Source organism: Arthrobacter tumbae, from assembly GCF_016907495.1.
GTDB classification, from domain to species: domain Bacteria; phylum Actinomycetota; class Actinomycetes; order Actinomycetales; family Micrococcaceae; genus Arthrobacter_D; species Arthrobacter_D tumbae.
The window spans coordinates 35,527-51,520 of sequence record NZ_JAFBCC010000001.1 but is presented as its reverse complement, the minus strand read 5'-3'; the positions used below and the strand labels follow the sequence as shown (position 1 = coordinate 51,520).

Sequence of the window (15,994 nt, the reverse complement as noted above, 5' to 3'; positions counted from 1 at the left end):
CATGTGTGGAGGTCGCTGGGGGAGGAGATACCTGGGAACGTGGAAGTGCCTGCTCCCTGCAGCGACAGAGGCAGGGGGCAGGCACTACTCAGGACGAAGCGGGGCTACCGTGGCTCGTAGGACAGGCAGTCAGCCAGATCCGAGCCGGATCCGATTTTCACGTCGTGTTTGTTGCACATGAGGTGGCTGTTGTGTATGCACTCGCTGCGCTGACAGGCGCCCACATGTGCAAGGACCATCGGCAGGCCTCCGGTCTCCGAGGTGTCGATGAAGGTGCCACAGGAAGCGTGTTCCGGGCTGCCGCTGACCGTGATGGCGTACGCGGTGCAGCCGTCGTGGTTGAAAGCGCACTTGTGAACGGTGCAACCGGATACTTCAGTGACTTCCGCTGTCATGATTCCTCCATCAATGGTGATCGGGAAACTGTCCGTGCAGTAGTTCAACGGTACTGCGGGTTCCGGCCCGTGGCACGGGTTCTTTAGCGCATGAAAACTGCGCGTAAATCAGCTCCTTGTTCCGGCGAAGTCTGTGTAGTCGGCACCGGTCAGGATCGTGGCCGGGTGTGGTCCGGCGGCAGTGAGGGGCGCCGTCCACCCAGGGTCCCACCGGGAGGCCGCCACCAGCACGATGTTGCCCGCGTAGCGCCCGCTGAACATGCCGGTCTCGCCCAGCGCCGCGACGTCGTACCCGGTGTCCAGCAACAGGCGCGCCTGTTCGCGTGCGAAGGTCAGCGGAGGGTCATCGCCCACGTTCACAAGCACCACGCCGCCCGGTGCGGCCGCCCTGCTGAGCAGACGGTAAACCTCCGGCGTGGCCAGCTCAGTAGCGCCGTCAGCACCGGAGAACACATCGAGAACGACGGCGTCAAACGAGCCTTCCGTGCAGGCAGTGAGTGTGTCGTGCGCGTCCTCGACGAGCAGTTCGCAGTCGGTACCCGGCGGGAGCGGCAGGTGCTCCACCACGAAGGCAAGTAGTTCCCGCTCCCGTTCGACGGCGACCTGCCGGGATCCGGGACGGGTGGCCTGTACGTAACGCGCCAGGGTCAGTGCGCCTGCTCCGAGGTGCAGGATGCGTAGCGGCTCTCCGGCCGGCTTGAAAACGTCAAGGACGTTCGCTATCCGGCGGAGGTACTCGTAGAACACGTTGCGCGGATCGGCGAGGTCGACGTGAGACTGCTGCGCACCGCCGATGCTCAGGATGAAGGCGCCGTCGTTGAAGGCGTCCGAGTCGATCTCAGCATGCGCACCCGCGCCCCGGAGATAGCGGGACGGAACGCTCACAGCCGGTCCCGAAGGGACGACAGGCGTTGCACCGCGTCAGCCAGCACGCCCTCCTTCTTGCAGAACGCGAACCTCAGGAGTGAGCGCGTGCGCCGTGCTCCTTCCTCATGACAGAACATTGCAACGGGAATTGCCGCGACACCGATCAGTTCCGGCAGGCGCCTGGCCAGGGCGATGGCATCGGTGACGCCGAGGGGAGCTGCGTCAACGACGGTGAAGTAGGTTGCCTGCGGGGTGAAGACGTCAAAACCGGCGGCACGAAGGCCTTCTCCGAGTAGGTCCCGCCTGCACCGGAGGGAATCGGCAATCGAGCGGTAGAACGAGTCCTCCAGGCCCAGCCCCAGCGCCACAGCGCCCTGAAACGGTGTGCCGGAACTGTAGCTGAGGAAGGACTTCACGCTGCGGACCGCATCCACCAGGCCGGCAGGTCCCGTCAACCACCCGATTTTCCAACCGGTCACCGAGAATGTCTTCCCGGCGGAGGAGATCGTAACGGTGCGCTCCCATGCACCGGGAAGCGTGGCTACCGGGATATGTGTTGCCGCAAACGTCAGGTGCTCGTACACCTCGTCGGTGACGATGACGGCACCGTAGCGCCCGGCCAGTTCGACGACGCGAACAAGTGACTCCCGCGTGAACATGGCGCCCATGGGATTGTGCGGGTTATTGACCACAATCACCCGGGTACGGTCGCTCATCGCGGCTTCAAGGGCTTCCAGATCCGGCTGGTAATCGGGTCCAACCAGCGGCACGGTGGTGTGCCGGGCTCCGCTGAGCCCGATGATGGCGCCGTAGGAGTCATAGAACGGCTCAAACGTCAGCACTTCGTCTCCCGGCCCGGCGAAGGCGAGAATTGACGCAGCTATCGCCTCGGTGGCGCCGGTGGACACGACGACTTCCCGCTCGGGATCAACGGGCAGTCCGTAGAAGCGCTGCTGGTGGGCCGCGATCGCTTCCCGGAGCACGGGCAGTCCGCGCCCGGGGGCGTACTGGTTCATGCCGGAGGCAATGTTCTCGCGGGCGGCGTTCAGGAGGAGTTCGGGGCCGTCCTCGTCCGGGTAGCCCTGGCCCAGGTTGATCGCGCCGTGCTGTCCCGCGAGTGCCGTAATTTCCTCGAAAATGACGGTTCCAAGACCACCGTCCGGGGAGAGAAGATTTGCACCCCGGGCGGTGCGCTGCCACCCGGAGAGCTGTCCTGTGAAAGCGGCCTGATTCGGTTCCATGCCCTCCAGTATGTCGAACGTGCGCGAGGCTGCGGGCAGGTCGCCACGCCCGGCCGCTTACGCGGTAGATTCGTTGTATGCGTCGAGCCGTCTGCCCTGGATCTTTTGACCCCATCCACAATGGGCATCTCGAGATCATTGCCCGTGCCGCCAGCCTCTTCGATGAAGTGATCGTCGCGGTCTCCACCAACTACGCCAAGAAGTACCGCTTTGGGCTCGAAGACCGGCTGGAAATCGCCGGCGAAACCCTCACTTACCTCCGCGGGGTTTCAGTGCTGCCCATGGGCGACGGCCTCCTGGCGGAGTTCTGCCGGAAGCAGGGTGCAAACCTGATCGTCAAGGGTGTGCGGTCCAGCGCCGACTTCGAGTATGAGTTGCCGATGGCCGCGATGAACCGCCAGCTGGCTGGAGTCGAAACCGTGTTTATTCCGGCGGAGGCGAGCTACTCGCACCTGTCATCGACGCTTCTGAAGGAGGTCGCAAGCCTCGGTGGTGACATTTCGCCCTTCGTTCCCAAGGCCGTGCTCAAGCGGTTGAACGAAGATGCTCACTGACGGGCGGTCGGTTCAGTACAATCAGGACTCCTATTGCCGTCGGACGAAGGGGACACAGTGGGTAAGAGTCGGATCAAGCCGGAGGACCCATTTCCCGAGGACCTGAACCAGCTGGAGGACAATCAGGTTGAAGTCCTCAACAGCAAGGTTCATCGCCAGGTTGAGGTCGAATACGTCCAGGAAGGCACGCCCGATCCGGAGACTGAACACCGTCAGGAAGAGATCAACGAGGAACTTGATGACAGGGACCTCCTGTCGGAAGTTCTCACCGGGGACACCGGGCCGGTGTCCTTGAACAACGACGCCGGTACGCCGGAGGATTCTGGTTCTGCCGAAACTTCTGTGGAGCGCAACGCCGATAGCCGCTGAGGAATCAGCGCAGATAGATCTCCACTTCGGCGGACTTCACGCTGAAGTAAACTTCAGCCCCCGGCAGCAGGTCGAGCTCCGCCGCTGACGCCGTGGTGATCTCCGCACTCAGATGATCGGCCCGGACAGTGGTGCGGCCGCCGTGCTGCTCAAGGTCGGTGATGGTCACGGTCAGCACGTTCCGCGGACTGCCCGTGGGCCGGACTCTGTGGACTGCGACGGCGCGCGGGCTGAAAATCGCAGCCGCCTGTTCACCCGCCGGGAGATCCCCATCCTGCAAGGCCGCCAGGTGCGTGCCCCCGGATGCCATGAGGCCATCCGGCACAGTCGTTCCGGTCATCAGGTTCACACCGGCGAGCCCTGCCGCGAAGCTGCTTCGCGGCCGCTCGAGGACCAACCGGGTTGGTCCGTCCTCAACGATCCGTCCGTCGTCGACAATCACTACCCGGTCGGCGAGCAGCAAAGCATCGACGATGTCATGGGTGACGATGATCGCGCTGCGTCCTTCAAGCACCCGACGGAGTGTCCTGCGCAGCATCGGCGCCACGGAGATGTCCAGGGCAGCCAATGGCTCGTCCAGCAGCAGAAGTGCAGGCTCGGCTGCCAACGCCCGTGCAACCGCCACCCGCTGCGCCTGTCCGCCGGAAAGGCTCGCCGGCCGGCGATGTGCAAGGTCCGCGGCATCGACCTCGTGAAGCCAACGGTTGGCTGCCTCCCGGGCGGCGCCGCGCGGAACGCCGGCGCACCGGGGCCCGAAGGCAACGTTGTCCAGCACCGACAGGTGCGGAAAAAGCAGTGCATCCTGGGCCAGCAAAGCGATACCGCGGGCATGCGGCGCCAGCCACCCGCCGTCGTCGTCGTACAGGGTTTGTCCATCCAGTGTCGCCGAGCCATGCTCGGGGCGAAGAAGCCCTGCCAACACGCCGAGCAGGGTGGACTTCCCGGCGCCGTTGGGTCCCATGAGCGCTACCGTCTCTCCGGCGGCGAGGGAGAGCCGGACGTCGAAATTCCGCGCTGCGATCCGCGCGCTGCAGTCGAGGCTCACGGTGTACTGCCCTCGTGGATCCGGTGTGCCAGGGCGACTACCAGCACGGCAACCGCGACGAGTACAAGCGACAGCGCCACCGCAGCGTCCGGGTCCGTCTCCCGCTGCAGATAAATTTCGAGCGGCAGTGTCCGGGTGACGCCCTGCAGACTGCCGGCGAAGGTCAGCGTCGCTCCGAATTCACCGAGGGCGCGGGCGAAGGACAGCACGGCACCGGAGACTATGCCCGGCCCCACGAGGGGGAGGCTTACCCGCCGCAGCACCGTGGTGGGACCTGCTCCCAGCGTCGCAGCGACGGCTTCATACCGTGTGCCTGCAGTGCGCAGGGCGCCCTCGAGGCTGAGCACGAGGAACGGTAGCGCAACGAAAGTCTGCGCCAGTACGACGGCGGCGGTCGAGAAGGCGATATCCACGCCGATCACCTGCAGGGACCCGCCAAGCAGGCCCTGCCTTCCAAACGTGTAGAGCAGCGCGATACCGCCGACCACCGGCGGCAGCACCAACGGCAGGAGCACAAGCGCCCGGAGGACGCGCTGGCCCCTGAACCGGGTGCGCGCGAGTGCGAAGGCCATGGGAACCCCGAAAAGGACGCACAGTGCCGTACTGGTTCCTGACGTCTGCAGGCTCAGAAGCAGCGCAGCGCGTGAGGAATCGGAGGTCACGAGCTCTGTGAACCGGGGCCAGTCGACACGAAGGACGATTGCGGCGAGCGGCACAACGAGGAACAGGGCTCCTGCCGCCGCGACCGCGAGAAGCCAGCGCGGCATTCCGGAGTAGACCCCGGTCACTGGTCGGGTTTTCCGAAGCCGTGGGCGGACAGTACGTCCTGGCCAAGCGGGCCAAGAACGAGGTCAATGAAGTCCTCGGAGAGAGGGGCAGGGTCCCCGCCCGTTCCGGTTCCGGCAATGGGATAGGTATTCACGGCCTGGGCAGCGGCATCGAACGGGACGCCGTCGACAGCTCCGTCGGCGGCGTCCACATCGGTGACGTAGACAAGTCCTGCATCGGCCTGTCCGGTGGAGACCTTGCCAAGGACATCGGTGACTGAGCCCTCCTCGCTCACCGGCTCAAGCCGGACGCCGCTGACTTCCTGTACCGTCTCGGCCGCGGCTCCGCACGGCACCTGGGGGGCGCACAGGACAGTCGAGATATCCGGGTCTGTCAGAGATTCAAGCGATTCGATACCAAGCGGGTTTCCCGCTGTCACCGCGATGGTCAGGATATTGCTGGCGAACGTTGTGGAGGCCGAGGCCAGCAGCCCCTCGGCAGCAACCTGCTCCATGGTGGCGGTATCCGCCGAAGCGAAGACCTCGGCGGGCGCTCCGGCGATGATCTGCGCTGCCAGATCTGATGACCCCGCAAGGTTCAGTTGCACGCTCACCCCGGGGTGAACGGCTTCGAATTCGCCGGCGATTTCCTCGAAGGGTGCCCGGAGGGAAGCGGCAGCGTAGACGTGGAGAACACCATCCGCAGCCGGATCCGTGCTTCCGCATGAGGTGAGGGCAAGTACGACGACGACGGCGCTCACCATGCGGCGCAGGCTGCCCCTCACCGGGGACCACCGGAGGAACGTCGTTCGACGGTGGATTCAACGGCGGGGAGCCGCGTGGCGCCCTTCACACGTATTTGAGTCACGGTGGCGAGCATATCTTGGAACAAGAGACAGCACTCAACGGGAATCTGGTCAGATTTCGTTTGCGCAGACGGGCCGAACAGCACCACCGAGGAGGGCCGCGCTTTCCTCAGCGAAGCGGGATAACCACCCAAACGCTCCCAACTCGGGATCGGAAGCGGCCATGATGACACGCGCGGTGGAGCATTGATCGATGTGTTGATGAGAGCGCACTGCGTGGTAGCGCGAGGTCACGACCAGCAGCGTGTCCCATCCATTGTCATCGGCCAGCCGCGCGATAGCGCGAGCTTCGCCCCGGGTGGTCCTTGGATCGGGTCGGAAGCACATGAGGTGTTCGGACTGTCGGTGACATAGTCGGTCTGCTTCGACGTTTCCTGGCGTGTCTGTATGCGAGAGGACAAGCACCGGCGCCCAGCCGTCGGAGACCAGTTCGAGACCCACCGGCAGGCGTTCTGAGCTTGCGCCGCCGAGCACCACTACCGCATCAGCCCGCTCCAGCCCGGCAAGCGGCGGATTGAAAAACAAAGCGTATGAAGACAACATCCACAGGGCAAGGACGGCTCCCGCTGCGATGATCCACCCTCGCCGCACGCCCTTCTTCCCCGATACCTGAACTCCCACGTGCTCAAGCGTACTGGGCTTGGCCGGCGGAGTTGTTCCCGGTTTGGGGCCGGGCTTTGTTTCGCGCTAGGATGGTTCGTCGGTCACATGTTCTACAGGAGTTTTCATCAAAAGCGATCTCAGTTCGCCTCTGGTCTTCAGCGTCAGGGATCTCGGGCGCAGCCCGGGGAGTATGCGGACAGTCGAGGAACATGTGCCCGCACCGAAAGATTTTGGTGTGGCGCTCATCGGCGTTCAGGAAGGCTCCGAGATGGAGTTGGACCTGAGGTTCGAGGCTGTACACGAGGGGATCCTGGTATCGGGAACCGTTGACGTCGAAGTATCCGGCGAATGCGGTAGATGCCTTGACCCGCTCAGCTACGGCAGCAGTGTCGATGTGCAGGAACTCTTCTACTACGACGCCCCTGAGATGGCGGAGGATGAAGAGGAGGACGTGCAGCGTCAGGTCGAGAATGACACAGTCAATCTTGAGCCGGTGCTGCGGGACGCAGTAGTGACATCGCTGCCGTTCCAGCCGGTATGCCGGGAGGACTGCCAGGGCTTGTGCGCTGAATGTGGCGCACGCCTGGAAGATGACCCCGGACACCGGCACGAGGTCCTCGACCCCCGCTGGGCTGCTCTGACAGGGTTGGCCGGTGCGGCCGCCGGCCCTGAGGCAGCGGAACCAGAAGTTAAGACAGAGTCAGACAAGAGAGAAGAGAGTTAGCCGTGGCTGTTCCCAAGCGGAAAATGTCCCGCTCGAATACGCGTGCACGCCGGTCCCAGTGGAAGGCTGTTGCTCCCAAGCTGGTGAAGACGGTGGAGAACGGTCGCGTCACTTATAGCCTTGCCCACCAGGCCAAGGTTGTCACCGATTCCGCCGGCACCGAACTGTTCCTTGAATACAAGGGCCGCAAGGTAGCTGACGTCTAAATGCCAAAGGCACCGGTTCGCGGTGCCTCAGGATTCGATCGCGAAAGCGTCGCCCGCGTGGAGAGTTCAGAAGACCTTTTGAAGCGTCTCGGTGTCACTATTGACGCCGGGACGCTTCGTCTTGCCCTGACGCATCGCTCATACGCGTATGAACAGGGCGGCATCCCTACCAATGAGCGCCTCGAATTCCTTGGCGACTCCGTCCTTGGTCTGTCGGTCACGGACGCCCTCTATCGGGACAACCCGGATCTTTCAGAGGGCGAACTGGCAAAGCGGCGTTCAGCCGTGGTGAGTACGCGCGCCCTCGCGAAGGTTGCCCGCGGTCTCGACCTTGGACAGCACATCCTTCTGGGGCAGGGCGAAAAGCTCACCAAGGGCTGGGACAAGTCCTCAATCCTCGCTGACACCATGGAAGCCATCATCGGCGCTACCTATCTCAGCAACGGCATGGAGACCGCACGGTGCCTCGTCATGCGCATCATCGGTCCGGTGCTCCGGGATGCTGCTGCTCTTGGCGCCGGAACGGACTGGAAGACCAGCATCCAGGAAATCGCCGCGGCGCAGCGCATGGGTGTAATCGACTACAGGATAACGGGCTTCGGGCCTGACCATGACCGCCGGTTCGAGGCCGTCCTGGTGATCGGCGGAGCGACCTACGGCTCGGGTTCCGGGCGCTCCAAGAAGGAAGCCGAGCAGGAGGCTGCCTCTGCCTCGTGGAAGCTCCTTCAGGCCGAAGGGAACGACCTGCCTCTCGCGCAGGTTGACGCGCAGTTGCGCCAATCCTCGTGATTTCCGAAGTCTGATGCCTGAGCTTCCCGAGGTGGAGGTCGTCCGCCGGGGCCTCGTGCGCTGGGTTCGCGGGCGCCGAATTGAGGCGGTCGATGTCCTTGATCCGCGATCCATCCGCCGCCATGTCCTCGGCACCGAAGACTTCGTCGGTAACCTCATCGGAGCCCGTGTGAGCGACGCCGTGCGGCGGGGCAAGTTCCTCTGGCTGCCACTCACACACACCGATCACGACGGCGGATCCCGGCTTGCGCCATCGGCGGAGTCTCCGTCACCGGAAGATGTCGCGGACGGCAGGCGGCCGGTAGCGCTCATGGCGCATCTCGGAATGAGCGGCCAGTTGCTGGTCGAAGGCCGTACGCAGCCGGACGAGAAGCATCTGAAGGTTCGCCTTCGCCTGTCTCCAGCCGCCGGACCGCATCAGGTGCCGGAGGAACTTCGCTTCGTGGACCAGCGAATCTTCGGCGGGCTTTTTGTCACGAGTATGGTGGCGACAGCTGACGGCCTTCCCGGCGGGTTGGGGGAGAACCCTGTTCCGCTGGTACCGGTTGAAGCGGCGCACATCGCACGGGACCCGCTTGACCCGGCTTTCTCGTTCGAGGATTTCTATGGAAAACTGCGTGCCCGCCGCACGGGGTTGAAGCGTGCCTTGCTCGACCAGACGCTGGTGTCAGGTGTGGGCAACATCTATGCCGATGAGTCGTTGTGGGCGGCGAAGCTGCACTATGCCCGACCCACTGACACTCTTCGCCGCGCAGAAGCCTCGCGACTGATCAAGTCGTGTCGGGAGGTCATGACCCGGGCGCTTGAGGCAGGCGGCACCAGCTTCGATTCCCTCTACGTGAACGTGAACGGCGCGTCCGGCTACTTTGAACGGGCACTCAATGCCTACGGTCGGGAACGGGAGGCTTGCCGGCGCTGTTCGGGGAATGGGCTGGATTCCCTGATCAGACGCGACACCTTCATGAGCCGGTCTTCCTTCACCTGCCCCCGATGTCAGCCCCGACCACGCAACGGGCGCTGGTAGTCGTCTCCGACGTGACAAAAGTAAGTACGCTGACTAGATTCGATAGCTCAGGATCCCAGTCCCCGACACCTCAGGAGTATTGCGATGAAGAACAAGTTGGTTTTTACGGCAGGCATGGCGGCAGGTTACGTTCTGGGCGCGCGGGCTGGCCGTGCAAGCTATGAGCAGATCAAGGTCAAGGCGAACGAGCTCTGGAATAATCCGAAGGTCCAGGACAAGGTTTCCCAGGCGTCGGAGACGGTGAAGACAAAGGCTCCGGAGGTTCAGGCGCAGGCTGAGCAGGCCTTGAAGAAGGCGCAGTCGGCGATGCACCGCAACGGCGACCAGGACTCTTCAAAGGGCTCGCCGGAGGAGTACAAGATCTGAATCCCGGTGGGGTGAACAGGCACTTCTCGTGATCTAAATGTGACATCCGAGCGGAAAGAATGTAACGTTATGGACACGCCGGGCTCAAAAGCCCGGTTCTCTTCTGGTGGATTGCCTAATCCTGCCGCCGCTGGAAGGTCCGTTCGCTACACACTGCGGCAGGAGCGGGGGAACCAGATAGCGGGCTTCTTCAGAAGTCCTAGGGGTGAAGACGTACCGGCCCATAGCCGGTAGTCCGGGTGGCTCCCATCCGAATCCGACAGCTAACTCCGTGGGCATTGGGAGAGGCTATTTCCGTGTCCAAAAACCGTCATATCGCACGCCACCGTGCAACTCCGCCCAGCACCATACAGGTCGTTTCCAAGGCAGTCAGCTCGCACGCCGGCACCGTTGGACGCCCCGCAGCCGTTGTTGTAGCAGCTTCCGGAATCATGTTCGGAGCCGCTCTTCCGGCAAGCGCAGGCACCACCACTTACACCCCCGCACCTGCAGTTGAGGCCAGCGTTCAGGCTGCAGCCGCTCCCGTAGCGCCGGCAGCCCCCGTTGCTCCGGCTCCGGTGGCTCCGGCAGTAGACGCTCCGACCCACACCGTGCAGTCCGGGGACACCCTCGGCTCGATCGCAGCGAACTACGGCGTCAGCCTGGACGCTGTCTTCGCTGCCAACGGCCTCGGCTGGGATTCGGTCATCTACCCGGGCCAGGCCATCAGCCTGTCCGGTAGCGCTGCTGCCGCTCCGGCTCCTGCCGCAGCTCCGGCACCCGCCCCGGTACAGCAGATCCAGGTAGCTGCACCCGCAGCCGCGCCTGCACCGCAGGTCCAGGCAGCTGCTGTTGCTCCGGCACCGGCTGAGACCAGCACCATGGGCATCACCACGGCCTCCTCCAGCTTCACTGTTGCTGACAGCTCGGGCAGCGCCACCGGCGCAAGCATCCTTGCCTCGGCTCGGGCGCAGCTCGCGGCCGGTGCTATCCAGGACTGCACCGTGCTCCTCGAGAAGGCGCTTGGTACGGGCGACCTCGGCCCGGGCCAGTTCGCTGCCTACGGCACGCGGGTCAGCTCACCCGCACCGGGTGACATCGTCATCACCGGCGGGCACGTAGCCGTCTACGCCGGTAACGGTCAGGTCATCAGCAGCGGAATGAACGGTCAGAACCTGACCATGCAGCACCCGCTGAGCGACCTGCCGGGCGCATACTTCGTGCGCGCTTAGCTCTCGCGTTAGTCTCTCGTCGCTGGGGAGGACCTCTTGGGGTCCTTCCCAGCGGCATTTAAGGCGCCGAGGCGACCGGTGGCGCCGAGGCGACCGGTGGTAGGGCCGCCGAGCGGAAGGCCCGACCGCAAACCCGTCAGCTATACGAGCGTCAGTGCCTGACGCGTGGCGTTGAACCGCCATAGTGTGCCGCGAGTCGAGCAAAACCCTCGTCCAGGCTTACCTCCGGCGTCCAGCCCAGCAGGGACCTCGTCCGCCGCTGGTCGAACCAGTGGGCCGTGGACAACTGCTCCGCGAGGAATCGGGTCATGGGAGGCTCGCCGCCGGCGTTGGAAGCACGCCACGCTCTTTCGACGACGCTGCCGGCCGTCCTGCCCAGCCATCCGGGGAGCGATCGCCGCGGTGCCTGGGCGCCCCCGGCCAGGCAGATGCGGGTGAGAAGCTCACCGATCGGCCGCGGTTCTCCGTTCGTGATGACCAGCGGTGTTCCGGAGATGTACTCCATACGGTCAAGCGCGGCAGCGATAGCCGACGCCGCATTGTCCACGTAGGTTGTGTCGATGAGCGCGGTACCGCCGTCGAGCAGCGGCAGCCTGCCGGCACGGGCACGGACGAGTACACGCTCCACCAGCTGGGTGTCGCCAGGGCCCCAGACGATATGCGGTCGGAGGACCGCGACCGGCATCTGCTCGTCGTCCGCCTCCAGAGCAAGGATTTCCGCCTGCGCCTTGGTGCGGGCATAGGACCCCCGGGCATGCTCCGGTTCAGCCGGCCCTGCGCTGGCGCCCACCAGCGACCGACCGGTGTGGGCGACCGACGGCGAGGAAACGTAGACGAATTTCTGAACTCCTGCTGACCGGGACGCAGCCAGCAGGTCAGCTGTACCGAGCACATTGATCCGGTGGAAATCATCGGGTTTGCCGGAAACGGAGACCTTTGCCGCAAGGTGGATGACGGCGTCGACCCCCGCGACAGCCCGCGCCAGGGCAGAACGGTCGGTGAGATCACCTGCCAGGTCCTCGGCGCCCCGTACGCCGGAGGCACGGCGCTGGAACGTCCTGACCTCGAAGCCATCGCGAAGAAGCAGGGAGGCTACCGCACCGCCGAGCATTCCGCTGGCGCCGGTAACGAGGACCTTCATGGCCGCTTCCTCCCACGGCCCTGGAGAACATCTCCCGCCCACGCGGCCACGGCGGTGCGGTCGATTTTTGCGTTATGCCGGATATCGGTCGGAAGCGCCGGAAGGGTGAGCACTGCAGCGAGACGGACTCCGCTGGGCCGGACCGCGTCCCGAACCATGTCCGACAAAGGGCCTGGGGCCAGGCCCGCGCGATCGGCACCCTCAACAGCGACGACGACGGCGACAACTGCCTGCGTGCCCGTGGGACCCACGCCGACCACGGCCGCCTGACGAATCTCCTCCAGGGATTCGATTGCCTGCTCGGGGCCCACGGGTGTCAGGACGCCTTCTGCGGAGGTGATGACGTGTGCGAGCCGGCCCTCCACCCAAAGCCGTCCGTCCGCGTCGAGATGCCCGACGTCGCCGGTGCGATGCCAGCCCGCAGTGCGAGACGATGCCCGTTCCGTTGCCCACAACCGGAAATAACGGTCCTTGATATGCGGCGCGCGGACGAGTATCTCGCCGGTGTTGCGCGCTGAGTCCGAGGGGTCACCGGTGGCCGCGCCTGTAGTGTCGAGCGCGCTGATGCGGATCTCCGCGCCAGGCACTGCTTTTCCCACACAGACGCCGTTTCCGGCTCCCGCTACCGTCCCGCCAACAGCCCCACGGATGTCCTCAAGCTGTGTATCCGTCACAGGGAGCGCCTCTGTCATCCCGTACGGCGTGTGCAGTGAGGCGTTGGGTACCAGGGGCTGCAGCTGTTCCAGAAGATTCACGGGAATGGGAGCTCCTGCCGAAAGCAGGACCCGTATTCTTTGCAACGCCTCCTTGCCTCGGGACGTGATGCCAGGGGTGGTCGCCAGGACGTTGCGCAGGGCAGCAGGGGAGGCGAATACGGTGGTGGCGTCAATGGCTGCGGCTGCATCGGCCAGCGCGCGGGTCGTCAGCGTCTTCGGAGCGGTGACGTCCATGTCCGGCGTGACCGAGGCCGCGCCCAGGGCGGGGCCGAGGAGTGCGAAGGGAGCGAAACCCGCGACGAGCGCACTGCCCGGTGCAAGGTTGAGGGTGGTCGAGAGGGTGTCCCGCATCGCCGACAGCTGGCGGTGTGTGTACACGACGCCCTTCGCCGGTCCTGTGGAGCCGGAGGTGAAGAGGATCGCCGCGTCGGAATCGGGTGCGGGATCGTCGCCCTGGTGGCTCGAGTGCCCAGCGACAAGGTCCTCGAGGCGGTGACGCACACCGAGGAGGCGAGCCCGCGGCGCTGCTCCGGCGCTGATGCGGATACCCGGCCACCCGAACAGCCTGCCGGCGACGAGTGCGCGCTCGATGCCGATGAGGAAGTCCGGCACGGTGCCGCGAACGGCGCGGCTGAGCCCCTTGACCCCCAGCCCGGCGTCGGCGACCACAATGACAGCGCCCAATCTCAGGCAGGCGTAGATCAGTGTGGTCAGCTCGATACCCGGTGGAACCATCAGGCTGACCCTGCTGCCCGACCTGACTCCGATCCGGTTGAGGCCGGCGGCGAGGCGACCGACCCTGTCGTCCAGTTCCTGCCAGGATAGTGAATCGGCCACGGCGCCGTCGCTTCCCATGTCTGCCACCGCCAGCGTGTCCGCGGCCGGACCGCTGCTTCGTTCCAAGATCTGCTGCCAGAGCGGTGTGAAGGTTACGGCGGAGATGCGGGCGGCACCGCCGTCGTCGTCGTTCGTGGTGCGCAGATCAAGCCAATCGAAGATTGGCGAGGCGATGTCACGGTCTTCAGCGACCAGATGGCTTGCGCCCTCGAAGCGGTGTATGTCAGCGTGCGGAAGGCGTTGAGCGAGGTCATCGAGATAGGTGTCCGAGAAGATCGGATCCGCCGGCCCCCACAGCAGAAACACGGGTACGTCGAGAGTGCGGATGGAGCCGGCAATCCGGGTCAGCTCGGCGTGGCTTGGATGTCCGGGACCGACGGGGATGTCAGCGACGAACTGCTCGATGCCACGGCGCCGGGCGGCTGTCCGGTAGGGCAAGCGGTAAGCGGCCCGTACATCGCGGGTGAGGCGCGGGCGGGCCAGTGCAAGCGTTGTGTCGAGGAAGGCGGTTGTTGTGGACGTTCCCACCCGGTGCACAGCGCTACTCAGCGCGAGGCGCAGCGGTGCAGGAATGGGGGAGCCCGGGTCCTGGTGGATCGCCGTGTTGGTCAGGACCACAGCGGTGAGGTTCGTGCGGTTGCGGTCGGCGAAACCGAGGCTGACGACGCCGCCCCAGTCGTGTCCGACCGTCACGAGCGGTCCAGTGAGTCCTACCGCGGAGACGAAATCCTTGAGGTCGCGTACCCGGTCGGCGAGGCGGCGTTTGCGGCCGGTCCGCTCGGAATAGCCCATCTCGAGCTGATCAACGGCGATCACCCGCCAACCATGCTCGGCGCCCGCCGCCAGCAGGGTGCGCCACAGATAGGACCAGGTGGGATTGCCGTGGACGCACAGCAGCGTGCCCCGGATATCGCCGGTAAGAGAGGGCAGATTGTCCAGGTAGTGCCACCGGTTGACCGTTCCGGCCGGATCAATATCGGCGGTCGATGGCACGTCGAGGTAGGCCGACCACGATGGGTCGACGCCGGGAAGTTCTACCACTCAATCTCCAGCATCGCGGTGTTGAGGCCGGAGCCGACACCCATGCACAGCACGCGGTCGCCGGTGGTCAGCGTCTGGGCTTCCGCGGCAAGAGTCATGGGCAGCGACGCCGGCCCGACGTTGCCCCAGAGGGGGAACGTCTGGGGGACCCTGGCCGGATGGAGATTGACGGCCTCGATGATCGCCTTGGTATGGGTGGTACTCACCTGGTGGGTCACGTAGCGGTCCATATTCGACCAGTTCCAGTCCTGTTGAGCCTCTGTCCACGCGTCGACCACAAGCTCCAGGCCGCCGTCGAGCAGCCCCTGCGCGTCCGTGTACATGCCGTCGATACCGCCGACGCACAGTTCATGATGCTCAGTGCCGGCGCGCGCTACTCCGCCGAGGACGCGGTGGGATCCGGGGTGCAGATCCGCCGGGCCCAGGATTGCGGCAGCCGCGCCGGAACCGAGGGTCAGCGTTGCGAACTCCTGCATGAAACTTTCCCGTGTGGCCGCTGGTTCATTCAACCGCCGGAGGGTGGCCTCCTGGGTGGCCTGGGCATCTTCTCCGTTGACCACCATGGCGTACTGGATCTGGCCGGCCTCGATCATGTTCGCCGCCAGGGTCATCCCGTTGACGAAACCCAGGCACGCGTTGGCGACGTCAAAATTCATGGCGGAGGACGGCAGCCCCAGACCGTTGTGAATCTTCACAGCGACGGATGGCTCGAGATTGGTGCGGGATACCGAGGTGTTGATCAGCAGGCCGATCTGGGAGGCCTCGATGCCTGTCGATGCGAGGGCTTTGGCGCCCGCTTCAATAGCGCCGTCTTCGAAGCCTGTTCCGGGTGCCCACCAACGCCGCTCGGTGATACCGGCAACGCGCTGCAGGAGGCCTTTGGAGAGCCGAAGCCGTTTGAGCGCCGGAGCGAGGATGCGATCGAATTCTGCTGACGTGACAATGACCGGTGCCTCAACACTTTCCACGCCGAGGAGCGCGGTGTTGTGATGTCGGAAGTTGAAATTACCGGTCAAATTTCCTGCCTCGTGTCCGTCTATTCCCTTTGCGGGTGGTCCGCTGGTCCGCTGTTCGCTGCACCGGAACCGATAGCGCTTTGCCGGCAGTGGATGCCAATCCGAAAATGATAAGCATACTTCGGTTACTAACGTTCCTGAGGAAAGCCTAGTTCCTCCGGCAGATAACGGCACGTTGACACGGGGGACCGCCGGGCGGAGCGGCTCGGGGAAATG

At 64.7% G+C, this 15,994-nt stretch carries 18 protein-coding genes and 1 riboswitch; of the genes, 8 read left to right on the top strand and 10 right to left on the bottom strand.

Annotated features, from left to right (window positions below):
• Window positions 1-104: 104 nt before the first annotated feature.
• From JOD47_RS00265 to JOD47_RS00255, 3 genes are all read right to left on the bottom strand, one after another.
• A complete protein-coding gene (locus JOD47_RS00265; protein WP_204530900.1) occupies window positions 105-395 on the bottom strand; it encodes a DUF1540 domain-containing protein in 291 nt (96 codons plus the stop codon).
• 108 nt (window positions 396-503) lie between these two features.
• Window positions 504-1,280: a spermidine synthase gene (locus JOD47_RS00260; protein WP_204530899.1), complete on the bottom strand. Its 777-nt coding sequence runs from the start codon at window positions 1,278-1,280 to the stop codon at window positions 504-506.
• Window positions 1,277-2,503 (bottom strand): aminotransferase class I/II-fold pyridoxal phosphate-dependent enzyme, encoded by a 1,227-nt coding sequence (locus JOD47_RS00255; RefSeq protein ID WP_204530898.1) that lies wholly within the window; start codon window positions 2,501-2,503, stop codon window positions 1,277-1,279. Before JOD47_RS00255 ends, JOD47_RS00260 begins: the two co-directional genes overlap by 4 nt.
• 77 nt (window positions 2,504-2,580) lie before the next feature.
• Here JOD47_RS00255 and coaD point away from each other — a divergent pair, with 77 nt between their 5' ends.
• Window positions 2,581-3,057 (top strand): pantetheine-phosphate adenylyltransferase, encoded by a 477-nt coding sequence (gene coaD / locus JOD47_RS00250; protein ID WP_204530897.1) that lies wholly within the window; start codon window positions 2,581-2,583, stop codon window positions 3,055-3,057.
• A 57-nt stretch (window positions 3,058-3,114) separates the two neighbouring features.
• A complete protein-coding gene (locus JOD47_RS00245) occupies window positions 3,115-3,426 on the top strand; it encodes a hypothetical protein (RefSeq protein ID WP_204530896.1) in 312 nt (103 codons plus the stop codon).
• A 4-nt stretch (window positions 3,427-3,430) separates the two neighbouring features.
• Here the strand turns inward: JOD47_RS00245 and JOD47_RS00240 are convergent, their stop codons facing one another.
• The 4 genes from JOD47_RS00240 to JOD47_RS00225 all read right to left on the bottom strand — a co-directional run bounded on the left by JOD47_RS00240 (window position 3,431) and on the right by JOD47_RS00225 (window position 6,725).
• Entirely contained in the window at window positions 3,431-4,471 is a 1,041-nt protein-coding gene (locus tag JOD47_RS00240; protein WP_204530895.1) for a sulfate/molybdate ABC transporter ATP-binding protein, read from the bottom strand.
• Window positions 4,468-5,238 carry an ABC transporter permease gene (locus JOD47_RS00235; RefSeq protein ID WP_204536272.1) on the bottom strand — a complete coding sequence of 257 codons (771 nt, stop codon included), beginning with the start codon at window positions 5,236-5,238 and terminating at the stop codon, window positions 4,468-4,470. The genes JOD47_RS00240 and JOD47_RS00235 overlap by 4 nt, the downstream gene beginning before the upstream one ends.
• Before the next feature lie 17 nt (window positions 5,239-5,255).
• Window positions 5,256-6,023, bottom strand: a complete 768-nt coding sequence (gene modA, locus JOD47_RS00230; protein ID WP_307836153.1) for a molybdate ABC transporter substrate-binding protein — start codon at window positions 6,021-6,023, stop codon at window positions 5,256-5,258.
• 132 nt (window positions 6,024-6,155) lie between these two features.
• Window positions 6,156-6,725: a YdcF family protein gene (locus JOD47_RS00225; RefSeq protein WP_204530893.1), complete on the bottom strand. Its 570-nt coding sequence runs from the start codon at window positions 6,723-6,725 to the stop codon at window positions 6,156-6,158.
• A gap of 172 nt (window positions 6,726-6,897) precedes the next feature.
• Here JOD47_RS00225 and JOD47_RS00220 point away from each other — a divergent pair, with 172 nt between their 5' ends.
• From JOD47_RS00220 to JOD47_RS00195, 6 genes are all read left to right on the top strand, one after another.
• Entirely contained in the window at window positions 6,898-7,431 is a 534-nt protein-coding gene (locus tag JOD47_RS00220; RefSeq protein WP_372432771.1) for a YceD family protein, read from the top strand.
• Between the two features lie 2 nt (window positions 7,432-7,433).
• Window positions 7,434-7,637 (top strand): 50S ribosomal protein L32, encoded by a 204-nt coding sequence (rpmF, locus tag JOD47_RS00215; RefSeq protein WP_056548281.1) that lies wholly within the window; start codon window positions 7,434-7,436, stop codon window positions 7,635-7,637.
• 57 nt (window positions 7,638-7,694) lie between these two features.
• Window positions 7,695-8,426: a ribonuclease III gene (rnc, locus tag JOD47_RS00210; RefSeq protein WP_204530890.1), complete on the top strand. Its 732-nt coding sequence runs from the start codon at window positions 7,695-7,697 to the stop codon at window positions 8,424-8,426.
• Between the two features lie 13 nt (window positions 8,427-8,439).
• Entirely contained in the window at window positions 8,440-9,450 is a 1,011-nt protein-coding gene (mutM, locus tag JOD47_RS00205; RefSeq protein ID WP_204530888.1) for a bifunctional DNA-formamidopyrimidine glycosylase/DNA-(apurinic or apyrimidinic site) lyase, read from the top strand.
• Window positions 9,451-9,534: 84 nt separating this feature from the next.
• Window positions 9,535-9,816, top strand: a complete 282-nt coding sequence (locus JOD47_RS00200; RefSeq protein WP_204530886.1) for a YtxH domain-containing protein — start codon at window positions 9,535-9,537, stop codon at window positions 9,814-9,816.
• A 112-nt stretch (window positions 9,817-9,928) separates the two neighbouring features.
• A riboswitch (cyclic di-AMP (ydaO/yuaA leader) is annotated at window positions 9,929-10,108 on the top strand.
• A gap of 4 nt (window positions 10,109-10,112) precedes the next feature.
• Window positions 10,113-11,027 carry a C40 family peptidase gene (locus JOD47_RS00195; protein WP_204530884.1) on the top strand — a complete coding sequence of 305 codons (915 nt, stop codon included), beginning with the start codon at window positions 10,113-10,115 and terminating at the stop codon, window positions 11,025-11,027.
• A gap of 151 nt (window positions 11,028-11,178) precedes the next feature.
• On the opposite strand, the gene JOD47_RS00190 is transcribed toward JOD47_RS00195, so the two are convergent.
• From JOD47_RS00190 to JOD47_RS00180, 3 genes are read right to left on the bottom strand one after another with little or no spacing between them, the layout of a single operon-like run.
• Complete coding sequence (locus tag JOD47_RS00190; RefSeq protein ID WP_204530882.1) at window positions 11,179-12,168, bottom strand: NAD-dependent epimerase/dehydratase family protein; 990 nt, start codon at window positions 12,166-12,168, stop codon at window positions 11,179-11,181.
• On the bottom strand, window positions 12,165-14,762 hold the full coding sequence (locus tag JOD47_RS00185) for an alpha/beta fold hydrolase (protein ID WP_204530880.1): 2,598 nt from the start codon (window positions 14,760-14,762) through the stop codon (window positions 12,165-12,167). Before JOD47_RS00185 ends, JOD47_RS00190 begins: the two co-directional genes overlap by 4 nt.
• A complete protein-coding gene (locus JOD47_RS00180) occupies window positions 14,756-15,778 on the bottom strand; it encodes a 3-oxoacyl-ACP synthase III (RefSeq protein WP_204530878.1) in 1,023 nt (340 codons plus the stop codon). Before JOD47_RS00180 ends, JOD47_RS00185 begins: the two co-directional genes overlap by 7 nt.
• Window positions 15,779-15,994: the final 216 nt, after the last annotated feature.